Raw genomic sequence first — 13,700 nt, forward strand, 5'->3', positions numbered from 1 at the left:
CGCGTGCCTGCCGGCTACTTCGCCGGCCGATCAGGCGCAGCAGCCATTTCGTCGGCCGGGTAGAGCTGCAGCATCGCGCGCGCAGCTTCGACGTTTTTCGTGTGCAACCATTCGTCGTAGTCGGCCGGCCGCAGCATCACGACGCCGCGCTTCTCGTCTTCGGGCCTGTGCATCAGCCTGAACAGCGGGTGTTCGTCGGCGTTGAGCGTGAGCATGGTCATGCCGATCAGGACGCGGCCGTCGTCGCTCTGGTAGCGTCGCCAGATACCGGCGACGCAGTAAGCGCTCCAGTCGGCAAGGCCGATGCGTTGCCACACGCACGGCCCGCGATCCCATCCGCCGCCAGCTTTCTGCGTCGCATGCGGGTATGACGGCTCGACGACATACTGCGCAGGGATGAGGCAGCGCTGCCCGTCGCGCCACGCGCGCTGATACAGGCGCTTCTCGGCAACCTCTTCGCCACGCGCGTTGACGGTGTCGAACTTCTTTCGCTTCTTGCCCTTCTCGTCAAGCCTGTCCGGCTGCATGAACTTTGGCCAGAAGCCAAACACGGCCTCGGTGACGGCCGAGCCGTCGCCGTCCGGCAGTATGGCCGGTGCCCGATAGTCGGGCCACACGTCGACATCCCAAGGATCGCGGCGGAACAGGTTGCCGATGCCAATTTTCAGCTCGTTGATGCCCGGATCTTCGTTCGGTGCTTTGTAGTTGGTGCACATGACTGTCCCCCTTTTCTCGTCGGACTGGCGCGGCTGATCGCACCGTATCGGTATTCGCTGCGTGCAGCTACACTGTATAAATATACAGGTGTTGATGATGGGTAGCGAACGACCAGGCTATGGCCTCTTCCAGCCGAAACTCGACGGCCCGTGCTGGACGTGCGAGCACTGGAGCGGGTACATCATGGGCAGTGACAGGACGGCCGTATGCTTCCAGCCGGGCGCCGAGCACGTGCGCGCGATCGCGGTATCGGGCTGTGCATTCTGGGTTCGAGCGATCGGACTGGACGAACTGACGGACGCACAATGCGACGCGTTCGTGCAGCAATACCGGCCGGAATATCCGCGCCCGAAGCGCCCCCTCTGGCAGCGAAAATAACTTATAAAATGCTTGTCAAAACTTATAAGGAAACTTATAATTGTTTGCATGAACTCGATCAAATGGACTGCCAAAGCATTCAAGCAACTGCGTAAGCTGGATCACCAAGTCCAGAAGGTCATTCGTGACAGCGTAGTTACCTTAGAAGCCATGCCGAACTGCCATAACGTGAAGTCCCTGACCAATCACGAATATGATTACCGGCTCAGGGTCGGCAACTACCGGGTTCTGTTCAACTGGGACGGTGAGATCAAGGTAGTCGAAATCGAGGAGGTAAAGAAACGCGATGAACGCACGTACTAACATCCAAATCATCAACGGGCCGGACGGAGCGCCGGCCTTTGTGGTGATCCCCTACGCGGAATACATGGCGCAGCGAGACGAGGAGCGCGACCTGATTCCGCACGCAGTCGTCAGCGCAACGGTCGACGGGGCAACGCCCCTGCGCGCGTGGCGCGAATATCTCGGGCTGACACAGGCTGAAGTCGCGACGCGACTCGGCATCAGCCAGTCCGCCTACGCTCAACAGGAGAGCAGCGAGAAGCTGCGGCGGTCGACGCTTGAGAAGATCGCCGCCGCGCTCGGCATCACGGTCGCGCAACTCGACGTCTGACGAGCGGTCGGCCAGCCAAAAGCCGCCAGGTACTTCGGTACCTGGCGGCTTTTTTTCGTCCGTACCGATGTGTTGGCTTCGGCGGGCTCAGGCGCTCTCAGAGCGGCTGGCCGGCGGCCCGTGCCGCGCAGGTGCGTCAGCATGCGGCAGCCCCGTAGCGGCGCTGCTGACGCATGCCAGGGGTCATCCTGGGGTCGGATCGCGCCCCTGAGAGGCTGGCGCCGACCCGGCGCGCGCAGTTGTAGCCCCGCCCCACCTGCCCGCGAAAATGCGTGGTTTTTATGCACGCATGCAGCGGCTGCGCCGGCTCGCCCAGCATGGGCAGCGCGGCGATCGACGGGCCGATTCCTCTATGCACTTTTATGCGCCTTGGTTATGCAGTCTGCCCGTCGTCGCTTGTTCTTTACTCTGCGGCTTTGGCGCCTCGTTCCTTCACCAGGATCCACTCGGTTTTGTTGCCCTTGGGGACCATTTCCAGGATTCCCGAGTCCCGCAAGCTGTAGAACACATTTTTCATTGCATTCTCTGACTTGATGCCAGTAAGTTCTCGTCCTTGCTTATTCGTAATTCGTTCATTTTTCTTGATGAACTCAATGACCAATTCTTCTGGTTTTGCAAGCGGGGTGTGCGGAATTGTCACTACAACCGAATTTTCGATTTCCTCGATGACTGGGTCTTTAAGCTTCCATTCCTTCATTTTCTGAAAGGCTGTGTTCAAGCCTTCGCCCATATCCTTGTTTGGTGCGACTTTGTAACGCGAGAGTGTACGGACGATTTGTTTGTTTCTCGAGTAACGAACGTCCAGGATATTGTCCACAGTTACAAATCCCGGAAGACGGCCGGGGCTTTGCACTTCGATTCTATTGTCGAAGATTCGGATGTGAACATCGTCCGAAATGGAATAGTCTCGATGAATTATCGAATTTACTACGATCTCCCAAATTGCTTCTGGCGGATACGAAACCCTCTTTAGGCCGTCGACTGTCCAAATGCTAATGCTCGACATAATCTTCGAAATCGCATCGACCACTGTTTGAATAAGTTGGTACGCCGGGCCCTCATAAAGGTCCGAGGATGCAAGGTGATCTCGCTCGGGATCGTCCTCCTTCGTCTCATAGCGCGTGATACGAACGCCAGAACGAGTCGGTACCATTGCGGACGGATTGCCTGCAAACAGCACAAGGCCGCAGACTTTTGGATCCCAAGTTTTGAGATCGATTAGATTTTCGTTAACCGCGAAATTAAGGGCGTCAGTTTTCGGTGAAAAGTCAACGAGAAAGCGCTGCATCTCTGCAGAGTCAACTACTGCCTCTGCCGGAATATTGCGAACCGCAGTGTCTTCGAAAGAGGCAAGTCCTTTCGCGAATTTAAGTGCGACCAATTTTTCCGCATCTTTAAGGGGAAGTGATTGCGCTCCTTTTCGCATAAATACTTCTTTTGCAGAAGTTTGATGGACTTGGGCACTTTTGTCGACGGCTATCGACAGCACATATCCTGGAAAATCTTTTGCAACGAGAAACTCCATTGAGGCCGGTACTTGTGGTGTGACTTCATGCAGCGCTTGCAGCAGTCCATTGAAGTTCTCTATGGAATCCATGCCGCGCCACCGCTTCTCCGGAAGAGGATCGACTTTGTCGTCCTCGATGCCGATCAAAACGTCGCCACCATCAGCATTCGCGAAAGCAACGACGATCTTCTGCAGGCCGGCGCCAGATATCCCAGCCGATTTTTTGTCAAAAAAGTGGCCTTCATTGCGGTTAATCAAAACGATCGCCTCTTCTGTCGACAAGGCACGGGTAAGCATAGCGGTCTCCAGCGTGTGTATGTAATGGGTGATGACGACTCAGTGAAGCACTGTGCATCTTACCTAAGCCGCGGGCCAGTAGGCGCGGAATATGCGCCCTGCTTGCGTTTCCAATCGAAGGCCGAGCCTTGTGCGGCAAGGTGAAGACTTCGGGGAAAGAGGCAGTATTGGAAACGCGATATTTGTCTAAATAATTGTTTTTATTAATTATTTCAAGTGCTTTGTAATCATCAGGTGGCGGGTTCGAGTCCTGCAGCCGGCACCAAATTGAACGAAGGGCCGGGAGGTTTTCCTCCCGGCCCTTCGTCGTTTCAGCGCTCACTTTACTGGCCCATGGGTTGTCGTTTGTTCTGCGCAGCGACAGTTAGCCCGGCCAATCGCTTCGGCATTGCCCGATCTGCCCGGCAAATCTCCATAGCAAGAGCATACCGTTCGTCGCGGTGATGTCGAAGGTCAACTCCGAGGAGCGGGCCAGGATGATGCGCATGTTGGGCGCGGAAGTCATGCGGGTCGATCAGTTGGCGGACTCCGTTCCCGGGCAGGTGTCGCAAGGCGATCTCGAACTCGTCGACCGCGAAGCTCAGCGTATCGAAGCCGAGCGAGGTGCGTTTCGCTCCGATCAGTTTCATCGCGACGGCAACTGACTCGTGCGCTACAGGACGACCGGGGCGGAAATCCGGGAGGCGACCGATGGCCGTATCGACGGGTTCGTCGATTTTGTCTGTTCGGACGGTAGCTTTGTCGGTGTCGGCAAGCCGCTCAAGGAACGGAATTTTGCAGTTCGCTGTTATGCCGTCGAGCCGGTTGGGGCGGTGCCGATCGCGGGGTAACCTGTCACGCGACCCGAGCATCCGATCCAGGGTAGCGCCTATTCGATCAGCGATCTTCCGTTTCTGAACGACATGCGCGCAGACGGTTTTCTGCCGGTTGCAGGGGGGGGCGAACCGCTGCGGATCGCACGCGAGCTTGAGTAGAAGGAAGGGATCTTCGGCGGATTTTCGTCAGGCACGAACGTCGTGTCGGCGCGGCAGCTGCTGGCCGGCGAGATGCGTGGCAGGACGATTGCAGTGGTGGTCTGCGATTCGGGATTGAAGTATTTGTCGAAGAACCGCCGGAGCGGCTGATTGTGCGCGGAAGGGGGCGGCTTCGCGAGTGGCGATAGTCGTACCCGGGCGCCACGTTTCGAAACAAAGGGCCATGCGATATTCGCGTGGCCCTTTGTTATATCCAGGGTTTATTTCCTTGCGACGTGTCTGACAACTTGCATTGAGTTTATGGGTAAAGGCTGTTTCTGATACTGGTTTTCAAGTTGTTTGCTTGATATCTGTGAGATTTTTCCAATGATCGGATGGGTAACACTCCGGCTGATCTCGACTCCGTTCCGTTGATTGATTGCCACGATGGGTATGATGTGCAGCTCGAGTGTTTTTGCTGCACGCGGGTTTCGTGACGAATAGAGTTCGGGGGAATGGGTGAATCGATTGTCTACAGGATCGTTCCTGGGTGCGCTTCTGGCGTTTGTTGTGTTGACCGTCGTGATGGTGGTGCCGGTGCAGGCCGATACGGTGATTCAGAAAGATGCCGCTGCGTTGGATACGAGCGAAAGCGCTCAGCCGTTCATCGCACAAGTTGTCGGGTTGGAGTGGCTGAATCCATTGCAGCGACGCGACTATCCGACGGAGTGGCAGATTCTCTGGACAATGGGTCTTGTTCAGTCGAACAAGAACGACGATATGGTTCGGACGATGCCGCAGAAATTTTCGAAGCTCCAGTCAATAGGGGCGCTCGTATACGGTAACCAAGGCACGGAAACGTTCAAGGGCTTCTACCACAAATACGTCAGTAAGCTTCTTGGCCTGTTCGGCGATCGCTATGTGATGAACGCCAAGTATTTCTACACGGTCAAGTCCAAGAATAAGGATGACTGGCGTGAACTGGCGGGAATGCGTATCGAGTTTGCCATCCCGCAACGACTTGATCCGATAGAGGCGAAGACGTACTTCCAAGGCGAGTTCGTCGACAATTACGAGATTGGAAATCCGTCCGCCAAAGATCTCTGGAGCCGTGACACCCCGCCCGACGTCCACGTCAACCAAGGCGGCGCAAACGCCGGATTCACATCGCTGAACCGCGCACTGGATTACCTGCAGGCGAACCCGGACAAGAGCGCGTGGGTGATGAACTGGGACGCCCCGAGCTTCCCGCCGAAGGACGCGCAGATCAACGAGAACATGGTGGTGCTGTTCCTCGTCGGGCCGAACTTCAAGACGGAGCGCGAACCGCTGGCCTGGATCGGCCGCGCGGCGACGGGCAACGTCAAGGACTACGAGGCGAAGGCCGGCACCACGCGCACGGTGCAGGCGTGGAAAGCCACGATCGACGGCGCGGCGCGCAACGCGGGCGTGCCGGTGCCGTCGCTGAACTTCGTGGTGCATGACGCGGGCCGGGGCGGCGAAGCGGCGTCGGAGCGGATCGGCGCGTTGTCGCAGACGCTGACGGAAGTGTTGCCGGACTACAACTTCAGCAAGCAGACGTTCAATACGCCGGCGCTGCTGGGCCCGATGGGAGCGGGTACGGCGCTGACGGACGTGGTGCTGGCGATCGGCCGGGCGAATCATCTTGGCGAGAAGGTGCTGGTGGCAGGGACGACGGATGCGCAGCACCCGACAGCGGTGGTGGTGTTGCCACCGTCGAAAGTCGTGCCGATCGATGCGGACAAGGACTGGTTCCGCGCGCGTGGCGAGAACAATGCGTACCTGCCGTGGTGGGGCCGTCGTCACGACACCAGCTATGGCATGCAGGGCTACTCCTACTGACCGGATAACCGATCATGCGAGGAATCATTCGAGTGGGCGATGTCCACAGTCACGGCGGTTATGTCGAGACGGGCGCGTCGAACAGCGATGTCATGGGGCGTGCGCCCGCACGTGTCGGTGACCGCTGCACGTGCCCGTTACATGGGCCGTGCGTCGTCGTCGAGGGCGACGGGCAGTTCGATATCGAGGGGGCGCATGCGGCGTTCGAAGGTCACAAGACCTCATGTGGTGCCGTTCTGATTTCATCGTTGCCGACTTCGGCGCGCTCGTGATTCGAACGACCGGGACGGCCGAGTCGAGGTGACAGCGGGTTCGGCCCGGTTACCCGCCACGCTGTCCAGCGAAGGGCTGCGCGATGCATGGCGCAGCCCTTCGTCATTCCCGCGCGGCCCTTCAGTTGGCCGGCTGAGCGGCCGTCCCCGCACTCATCTGCACCACATGCGCGGCGCGCAGCGTATCGCCAAACATCTTTCCCATCGCCGCACCGCACTTTTTCGCGAAGCTGTCCGAATCGAGACATGTCTCCCCATCGGCGCGCGCCTTGTAGATCGGTTTGATCGTGTAGCGGGTACCGCCCGGCTTGTCGCCGGTCGCCGGGACGAGGGTTGTCGTCACATTCGATACCTCCATTTGCCACGTCGCGCTGATGGGCGTGCCGTTACGCGTGGTCCCGGACTCCGTGAACAGGCGGATCGTATGACTCGGCCTCATGGCCCGCAGTGCCGCTGGTACCGGATTCACGAACTTCATCTCGTCCAGCTCGACGATTCTCGTCGGCACACCGGCCAGTGCAGCCTGGATGCCTTCACCCAGTCCGGCGAGATACGCGTGCCCTTCGCTGCCGTACTCGGGCCTGTCGAATGCCTTGCCGTCCACGACGACCAGGATCGCGGTCGCTTCTGTCGGCGCGATGCCCGCGGTGTTTTCGCCGATGAGATCAGGCGTGGCGACGCAGCCGCTTACGAGCGTTGCAACCACGTATGTCGTTAATCCACGCAGTGTTTTCATCGTTTCAGCGCCGGCTAGTGGGGAGGGTGTCTTGTCGACTTGGGGCAATACAGCCGAGTGCAACCTGATCGCGCGATTGTGTTGGATGGTGTGCGGTTTGACAACGTGTCGTTCACGCGTTGTCAGAACGTAACCTTGTTAAGCGTGCCGCAAGCAGACGCCCCTCACATCTGCCTGAACAACCCCGCATACGCACGACTGACGGGCAGCATTTCCCGCTGCCCATGCACGCGAATCCGCAACCGTCCCAGCAGATCGCGCTCGATGCGATCGATCGCTGCATACGCAACGATCACGCCGCGATGCACCTGCGCGAACCGCTCCGGATCGAGCCGCTGCATCAGCTCCTTCAGCGGCGTGCGAATCACGAGCCGTTCGCCGGCCGTGACGACTTCCGTGTATTTCTCCGACGCCTGGAAATACAGCACATCGTCGACCGATACGAGCCGCGTCGCATCCTTCACGCCTACCGTCAGCCAGCGGATCGGCACCGCTTCTCTTGCTTGTGCCGCCTGCGCAAGCGCATCGGCCTGCGCAAGCGCCGGCCCGCCGCGCTGAAGCTTCGCGATACACCGCAGCAGCCGCTCGTCCGTCACCGGCTTCAACAGGTAGTCGACGGCTGCGCGATCGAACGCATCGACCGCATATTCGTCGTAGGCCGTGACGAACACGACATGCACATCGGGCGCCAGCGCAGCGAGCTTCAACCCGTCGATGCCGGGCATCCTGATGTCGAGAAACGCGATGTCCGGGCGTGGCGACGCATTCAGCGCGGCCAGCGTTTCAATGCCGTTGCGCGGCATCGCAACGATTTCCAGTTCGGGCCAGAGCTGCCCCAGCCGCTGCGCGAGCGAGGCGGACAGGTTCGGTTCGTCGTCGGCGATGAGGGCGGTCGGCATGTCAGTCGATCGGAATCAGCAGGGTAGCGGTGACGCCATGCGCGGTGGCGGCGCTCGTTTCGATGCAGACGCGGCCGCGCTCGCCGTGCAGCGTCCGGATCCGCGCCGCGACGTTGGCGAGCCCGACGCCGCCATGCAGGCGCGTGTCGCTTTTGCCGAGGCCGACGCCCGTATCGATCACGTTGAGTTCGAGCCCGTCGCCACGCATCCTGCCGCGAATCACGATCACGCCGCCGTCGATGGACGGCTCGATCCCGTGCAGCAGTGCATTCTCGACGAGCGGTTGCAGCAGCAGCGGCGAGAACGGCAGCGCGTGCAGGTCCGCCGGCACGTCGATCGTATAAGAAAGCCGCTCGCCGAGCCGGATCGATGCGATCTTCAGCAGTGCTTCAACGAGTTCGAGTTCCTCGCCGAGCGTGGACGTCGCATCGCGCGTGCGCCGCAGGCTCGCGCGCAGATAGCGGTTCAGGCTGTCTAGCATCGTCGATGCGCGGGCCGGGTCGCGCTCGATCAGGCTCTGCACGTTCGCGAGCGTATTGAACAGGAAGTGCGGCTCGATCTGCGCCTGCAGCAGTGCCAGGCGCGCGGCGGTCTCGGACTGGCGCGCTTCGGCGGCTTCGCGGCGCTCGGTCTCGAGCGTCGCACGCATGCGCATCGATTGCAGGAACAACGATACGCACACGAACAGGATCGCCGAGATGAGCAACGACGGCCCGTAGTTGTCCCACGCTCCGAGGCTGGCGCGCCCGAACACGTGCGGCACGTTCCCGCGGACGATCGCTGCCGATATCTCGAAACCGATGAGCACGCTGGCCGGCGCAACCACGACGGTCTTCAGCGCGAGCCCCGGCTTGCGCGGCAGCAGCCGGTCGGCGGCGTGGCTGAACAGCAGCGCGCAGAAGCCGATCGTGTTGGCGACGACGAGGTAGGGCAGCAGCGGTTCGTTGAAATGGATCGCCCAGAAACCGAGACCGACGACCGAGTTGAAGCACGCGAACGCGAGCAGCGCGGACGGATCGCGCAGCAGCCGCGGCGGGGCGCCGGCGGGTGGCTGCGGAATCGGCGACGGGTCGGACGTGGCTCGCATGGTGTCGGGTGAAGGTGGGTGCGCGATGCGCCGATGGCCTGACCTTACTGCCGGACGGGCCGATAACGCGCCCGTTGCGACGAACGGCGCGCGGCTTCGACGAAGCGCTTCGGCTGCCGACGGTTGGCCGGTTTCCGCCACGAGTGTAGTGGAAGGTGCTGCGGAAGGACACGGGGTGTTGCCGGTTGCGCGTCGAGCACGAAGCGCCGGCCGGCGGGCGAGGGCGGACCATTCAGCTCGGACGTCGCCGGCGGCCGGATTCGGTGGCGCGTCATTCGTCCCGATTCGCCGGACGATCATCGCCGCGACGCGCAACTCGTCCGCAAATTCCGGCCGCCCGTCGCAAGCCGTGCCGTCTGCCTGATCGGCGCAGTACGGTGTTGCCGTGTCCACACCGACCAGGCGACTCCGACCATGTCCGCGCTCCTTCACCTGAAGCCTTACGTGTACGTAATGTTCTGCGTGCTGCTCTACATCGGCATCAAGCGCTGTTTCCCGCGCGAGGTGCCGGCGGCCCGACCGCTGATCTCGCCGGTGGCGTTCGGGATGCTCGGCATCGTCAGCCTGAACGGGCTTTTTCCGCATGCCGGCATCGACGCGAACGCGATTGCGCTGGGAGCCGGCGTGAGCGGCGCGTCGCTGGGCTGGCTGCACGCGAGCCGGTGGCGGCTCGAGTACCGTCCGGCGTCGTCGGGCCTGCGCGTGCGCCTGCCTGGCGACGCCAGCCTGCTCGTCACGCTGATGCTGACGTTCGTCGCCGAAACTGGCATCCATTACGCGGTCGCCGTGCACGCGCCGTGGGCGGCGACGAGCGGCTTCGTGATGCTGTCGTTCGCGGTATGGGGCGTGCTCGTCGGGATGACGCTCGGGCGCGCGGTGAACGTGGTCGCGCGCTGCATGCGCCATGCGAGCGGATCGGCAAGCGGCGGGTTCCCGTATTCGGTCGACCCGCGATGAAGGGTGCGAAACAACCGGCGAGCAGGTAACCGCCGGCCGAGCATGCGATCCGCCTTCGTCAATTGGATCGGCATCGAATCGAAGCGGCATGTAACGCGCGCTGTCTTGCGCCCTGTTTTCCTGTCATGGCCGCGTCATGGTGCGCCCATAACGTTGCACGTTCCCGTCGCGGCGGCATCGCCGAAGCCGGGACGTGCGCAACCCGCTCGCGACGACGTGCCCGCGTCGCAGGCAGGCCTGCCGGGATCTCGCTCCCGGCGGCGCGGCAGTCATGCCACGCGCCATTACATTCGAAGATACGATCGACGCCGGTTCGAACCGGATCGCGGACGATCAGGAGACAGGGACCATGCTGAGCCCGCATGAATTCTCGATGCTGTTGCGCGTTGCACGTGCGCCGGAAAGCATCGATCCGTCGAATCCGGCTTTTGCCGTGCTGGTCGAGAAGCGGCTGGTCGACGATACGCAGATGCGCATGAACGCCGTGGCCGCGCGCCCGGCGCTGACACCGGTCGGCCAGATGCTGCTGGCGCGCTTCGACGAAGCGGCTTGAGAAAAAGCGTCACGCGTTCGTCGACACGAAGCGCGTGACGCGTCGAGGCTGTGCCGTTTATTGCGCGACCGGCACGGTCACATCGCTGCCGAACCAGTGCATCGAGATCTTCTTCAGCGTGCCGTCCTTGTGCAGCGAGTCGAGCGCGTCGTTGATCGCCTTCTCGAACTTCGGGTTGCCCTTGCGGAACGGGATCGCCATTTCCTGCTTGCCGCCGTTCAGCACTGCGCCCGCGCGCAGCGGCAGGTTCGACGTCTTGATCATGTACGGCAGCATCAGGCGGTCGTCGAGCGTCGCCTCGATCCGGCCGGCGGCGAGGTCGCGCAGCTTCTCCGGCGCGCCCGGATACGTCTGCACCTCGATGCCCGGCACGGTGCGCGCCATCTGGTCGTAGTTGGTGCCAAGCGTCACGCCGAGCTTCTTGCCCTTGAAGTCGTCGAGCGACTTGAAGTTGCGCGTGTCGTCCTTGCGCTGGATCAGCTGGGCGGCCGAGTACGTGTACGGCTCGCTGAAGTCGAGCGCTTCCTTGCGCTGCGGCGTGATCGTGACCTGGTTGACGATCACGTCGAACTTGCCGGCCTGAAGGCCGGCGATGATGCCGCTCCATTCGGTCGGGATGAACTGCGTCTTCACGCCGAGCTTGCCGGCGACCGCGTTCGCGACGTCGACGTCGAAACCCTCGAGCTGGCCGGACGTGCCGCGCGAGTTGAACGGCGGGTACGTGCCCTCGAGGCCGACGCGCAGCACGCCGGCTTTCTTGACCGAGTCGAGCAGGTCGTCGGCATGCGCGGCGACGGCCGTGAAGCCGAGGGCCGACGCGAGCAGCAGGCCCGACAGCAGGAACTTCGAACGTTTCATCGCAGATCTCCAGAGGTCAGTGTCGTGTGTGGTGAGCGCCGGGTATCGGTCGAACCCGGGGGCGGCCGGAATACGGGCATGTAGACACTACTCGCAACCGCGCCGCGCCGGAAGTCGAATTGGCCCTGATTGAGATCGATTTCAGCAGGGCGGGGGCGGCCGACCGCGTGACTGGCGTGTGGGAGGCGTCGTGCAAGGCGTGGGGAGTCGCGCAAGAAGCTGTTGCGCGGGTATCGCAAGTGACGGGTGAAATCACTCGAAATTCACTGCGATTTCAGGGACAGCAAATTGATGATGAAACTGGATTGCACGGAGTTGGACTCCTGGACGCGGATTGGCTGGCCTGCTGCAAGCCGTTCGTTGATCGTCGACCGGTTCAGCGTCCCGGGCACCAGTTGCTTGATCAGTGCCGGGTCAAGGTCAAGCCGTCGTGCCCGGTTCAATCGTCACTTCCTCCTTGCGTTTGCGTGGCATAAAAGTGGTCCCTTGGCTCTCGGTTTATGCCTCACACAAAAGATCGGATAAGCTCCTGCCCGTCGGTCTGGATAGACGGCCTTGTTGCCGACTACGCCGTCGTCGCGGATCTCGATCCGCAGTGAGTCGAAAAAATAGTCGCATGCATACATCGCGAAGAAATTGGAACGCTTTCATTCCAATGAGTGAATTTTCATTTTTAAGCCTATGTGTCGCCGTGGGTCTTGCCGTCGCGTGGTCGACCATTTTTATGGGAAAAATTACCAGGCAAAAGAAAATCACCTAGGGTGATGTCAAGACGTGGATCAGGAACGTCATCGATTCGCTCTAGTTGCGAATGGGAAACGACAATAGGATGAGACATGGGCCGGATACTGTGTAAATCGCATGGCGCAACCGGGGTGATACATGTTTCAAGCGATATCGGCGCCGACATGAAAACGGACGCGAGGCGCTTGAAGATTCTCCGTTACGACATCGACTGGCTGGGAGACGGACTCGCCGACATTTCGTATTTTGTTTCGACCGAGGTCGCGAAACAGTTCGGTTTGCCGGAGCCTGGTGATGCGCCGTTTGGATCGGATTTCGAGGATCAGCATGCGGCCGTCTTCGATGGGCTCGTTGCTGTTTGCGACAAGTGTTTTGGCGAGTATCAGAGCAGAGTTGCTTGACCGGTTGGGCTCACCATGTACTGGTCATGTGCCGAAGCGAGCCTGCGGATGGGCAGGGAGTCGATATCGAAGCCGACAAAGCGGCGTTCGAGATGCTGACGCTGGGCGTTGCGGTTCAGGTGGTGCGCACCAAGGTCGCGCCGACGCTAAAAGGTACGGCAGCCTATCTCTACAACCTGCAAGTCGATGACAAGCCTGCTCAGTACACGAAAGCGAATTACGAGCCGGTCACGCTGAACGGCAAGTATCCTGCGCTTGCATCACGCTACACGCACAAGATTTTCAAGGTTGACCGGGTGTATGCACATCGGCTTGACCTGATCGCAAGCAAGCCTTGCGGTGACGGTTGGACCTGCGTCATTTTCTCGTCGGGTCTGGCGGCCAACGAAAATCCTGCGAAGCAGGGTATGGCGAAAATCTACGAGACAGTTCGATACCAGCCTTGATCGATGCGTTGTGCCCTGGTCACTGCTCGATAGCGTCTCCGTGTGGTGGCCAACAGTGTATTGGGACTGATCGGCAGCACTGGGAACGGGGCACATATCGCGCCTGCGTTGCTGGAGCCATCACCACGGCCAGATCGGCGCGCTCGCTTCATTGGCATAATCACGACCTTTTGCGGCATCATGCGCGAGCGCTGATGTCCGATTCCGTGATGCTGACGAACTACGTACGTGCTTTGCGGCGCTCACACGAATCCACCGACGATATCGCACGTGCTGGAGTTGACCCTGTAATACCGGACACAGCATCACACTAAGGTTGCTGAATCCATCGAGCGCCGGAACTCGCGAGGCGAGCGGTATTTCAACGCGCTATGGGGATGCTTCTCGTTGTAATGCTCGAACGCGATGGCCAGGTTGCG

Annotated in this window: 18 protein-coding genes and 1 pseudogene; 11 read left to right on the forward strand and 8 right to left on the reverse strand. The window is 60.6% G+C overall.

Annotated features, from left to right (window positions below):
• Positions 1-14 precede the first annotated feature (14 nt).
• Positions 15-716, reverse strand: coding sequence for an SOS response-associated peptidase family protein (locus DPV74_RS04240; protein ID WP_119336582.1), 702 nt, complete (start codon positions 714-716; stop codon positions 15-17).
• A 97-nt stretch (positions 717-813) separates the two neighbouring features.
• On the opposite strand from DPV74_RS04240, the gene DPV74_RS04245 reads away from it, so the two are divergent.
• Genes DPV74_RS04245 through DPV74_RS04255 form a run of 3 tightly spaced genes read left to right on the forward strand, consistent with a single transcriptional unit; the run spans position 814 to position 1,708 of the window.
• A complete protein-coding gene (locus tag DPV74_RS04245; protein ID WP_155648459.1) occupies positions 814-1,095 on the forward strand; it encodes a hypothetical protein in 282 nt (93 codons plus the stop codon).
• Between the two features lie 48 nt (positions 1,096-1,143).
• Complete coding sequence (locus DPV74_RS04250; protein WP_059688433.1) at positions 1,144-1,398, forward strand: type II toxin-antitoxin system RelE/ParE family toxin; 255 nt, start codon at positions 1,144-1,146, stop codon at positions 1,396-1,398.
• Positions 1,382-1,708, forward strand: coding sequence for a helix-turn-helix domain-containing protein (locus DPV74_RS04255; protein WP_059688434.1), 327 nt, complete (start codon positions 1,382-1,384; stop codon positions 1,706-1,708). The genes DPV74_RS04250 and DPV74_RS04255 overlap by 17 nt, the downstream gene beginning before the upstream one ends.
• Positions 1,709-2,111: 403 nt before the next feature.
• Here the strand turns inward: DPV74_RS04255 and DPV74_RS04260 are convergent, their stop codons facing one another.
• Positions 2,112-3,512: an ATP-binding protein gene (locus DPV74_RS04260; protein WP_119336585.1), complete on the reverse strand. Its 1,401-nt coding sequence runs from the start codon at positions 3,510-3,512 to the stop codon at positions 2,112-2,114.
• A gap of 443 nt (positions 3,513-3,955) precedes the next feature.
• Here DPV74_RS04260 and DPV74_RS04265 point away from each other — a divergent pair, with 443 nt between their 5' ends.
• The 4 genes from DPV74_RS04265 (at position 3,956) to DPV74_RS04280 (ending at position 6,600) form a co-directional block, all read left to right on the forward strand.
• Positions 3,956-4,156, forward strand: a complete 201-nt coding sequence (locus tag DPV74_RS04265) for a hypothetical protein (protein WP_162922938.1) — start codon at positions 3,956-3,958, stop codon at positions 4,154-4,156.
• Between the two features lie 3 nt (positions 4,157-4,159).
• Positions 4,160-4,342 (forward strand): pyridoxal-phosphate dependent enzyme, encoded by a 183-nt coding sequence (locus tag DPV74_RS04270; RefSeq protein ID WP_119336586.1) that lies wholly within the window; start codon positions 4,160-4,162, stop codon positions 4,340-4,342.
• A 642-nt stretch (positions 4,343-4,984) separates the two neighbouring features.
• Positions 4,985-6,328 carry a virulence factor gene (locus tag DPV74_RS04275; RefSeq protein WP_119336587.1) on the forward strand — a complete coding sequence of 448 codons (1,344 nt, stop codon included), beginning with the start codon at positions 4,985-4,987 and terminating at the stop codon, positions 6,326-6,328.
• A 14-nt stretch (positions 6,329-6,342) separates the two neighbouring features.
• Complete coding sequence (locus DPV74_RS04280) at positions 6,343-6,600, forward strand: PAAR domain-containing protein (RefSeq protein WP_081076294.1); 258 nt, start codon at positions 6,343-6,345, stop codon at positions 6,598-6,600.
• Between the two features lie 121 nt (positions 6,601-6,721).
• Here the strand turns inward: DPV74_RS04280 and DPV74_RS04285 are convergent, their stop codons facing one another.
• From DPV74_RS04285 to DPV74_RS04295, 3 genes are all read right to left on the reverse strand, one after another.
• Positions 6,722-7,336 (reverse strand): hypothetical protein, encoded by a 615-nt coding sequence (locus tag DPV74_RS04285; RefSeq protein ID WP_162922939.1) that lies wholly within the window; start codon positions 7,334-7,336, stop codon positions 6,722-6,724.
• A 164-nt stretch (positions 7,337-7,500) separates the two neighbouring features.
• Positions 7,501-8,235: a LytTR family DNA-binding domain-containing protein gene (locus DPV74_RS04290; protein WP_027788530.1), complete on the reverse strand. Its 735-nt coding sequence runs from the start codon at positions 8,233-8,235 to the stop codon at positions 7,501-7,503.
• 1 nt (position 8,236) lies between these two features.
• Positions 8,237-9,259 (reverse strand): sensor histidine kinase, encoded by a 1,023-nt coding sequence (locus DPV74_RS04295; protein ID WP_374708950.1) that lies wholly within the window; start codon positions 9,257-9,259, stop codon positions 8,237-8,239.
• Between the two features lie 477 nt (positions 9,260-9,736).
• Here DPV74_RS04295 and DPV74_RS04300 point away from each other — a divergent pair, with 477 nt between their 5' ends.
• Positions 9,737-10,279: a DUF6622 family protein gene (locus DPV74_RS04300; protein WP_119336588.1), complete on the forward strand. Its 543-nt coding sequence runs from the start codon at positions 9,737-9,739 to the stop codon at positions 10,277-10,279.
• 349 nt (positions 10,280-10,628) lie between these two features.
• Positions 10,629-10,832, forward strand: a complete 204-nt coding sequence (locus tag DPV74_RS04305) for a hypothetical protein (protein WP_119336592.1) — start codon at positions 10,629-10,631, stop codon at positions 10,830-10,832.
• A gap of 57 nt (positions 10,833-10,889) precedes the next feature.
• On the opposite strand, the gene DPV74_RS04310 is transcribed toward DPV74_RS04305, so the two are convergent.
• Positions 10,890-11,690, reverse strand: coding sequence for a transporter substrate-binding domain-containing protein (locus DPV74_RS04310; protein WP_021161832.1), 801 nt, complete (start codon positions 11,688-11,690; stop codon positions 10,890-10,892).
• A 344-nt stretch (positions 11,691-12,034) separates the two neighbouring features.
• A pseudogene (locus tag DPV74_RS04315) lies at positions 12,035-12,164 on the reverse strand (IS256 family transposase); the annotation flags it as partial.
• A gap of 362 nt (positions 12,165-12,526) precedes the next feature.
• Here DPV74_RS04315 and DPV74_RS04320 point away from each other — a divergent pair.
• Both DPV74_RS04320 and DPV74_RS04325 read left to right on the forward strand, forming a co-directional pair.
• Positions 12,527-12,835, forward strand: coding sequence for a hypothetical protein (locus DPV74_RS04320; RefSeq protein WP_119336589.1), 309 nt, complete (start codon positions 12,527-12,529; stop codon positions 12,833-12,835).
• A complete protein-coding gene (locus DPV74_RS04325; protein WP_124673992.1) occupies positions 12,832-13,281 on the forward strand; it encodes a hypothetical protein in 450 nt (149 codons plus the stop codon). The genes DPV74_RS04320 and DPV74_RS04325 overlap by 4 nt, the downstream gene beginning before the upstream one ends.
• 305 nt (positions 13,282-13,586) lie before the next feature.
• Here the strand turns inward: DPV74_RS04325 and DPV74_RS04330 are convergent.
• Positions 13,587-13,700, reverse strand: a 114-nt coding sequence (locus tag DPV74_RS04330) for an integrase core domain-containing protein (RefSeq protein WP_240439922.1), incomplete at its 5' end; no start/stop codon positions are given.

This window comes from Burkholderia sp. HAN2018 (genome assembly GCF_024704855.1).
Classification (GTDB): Bacteria; Pseudomonadota; Gammaproteobacteria; order Burkholderiales; family Burkholderiaceae; genus Burkholderia; species Burkholderia cepacia.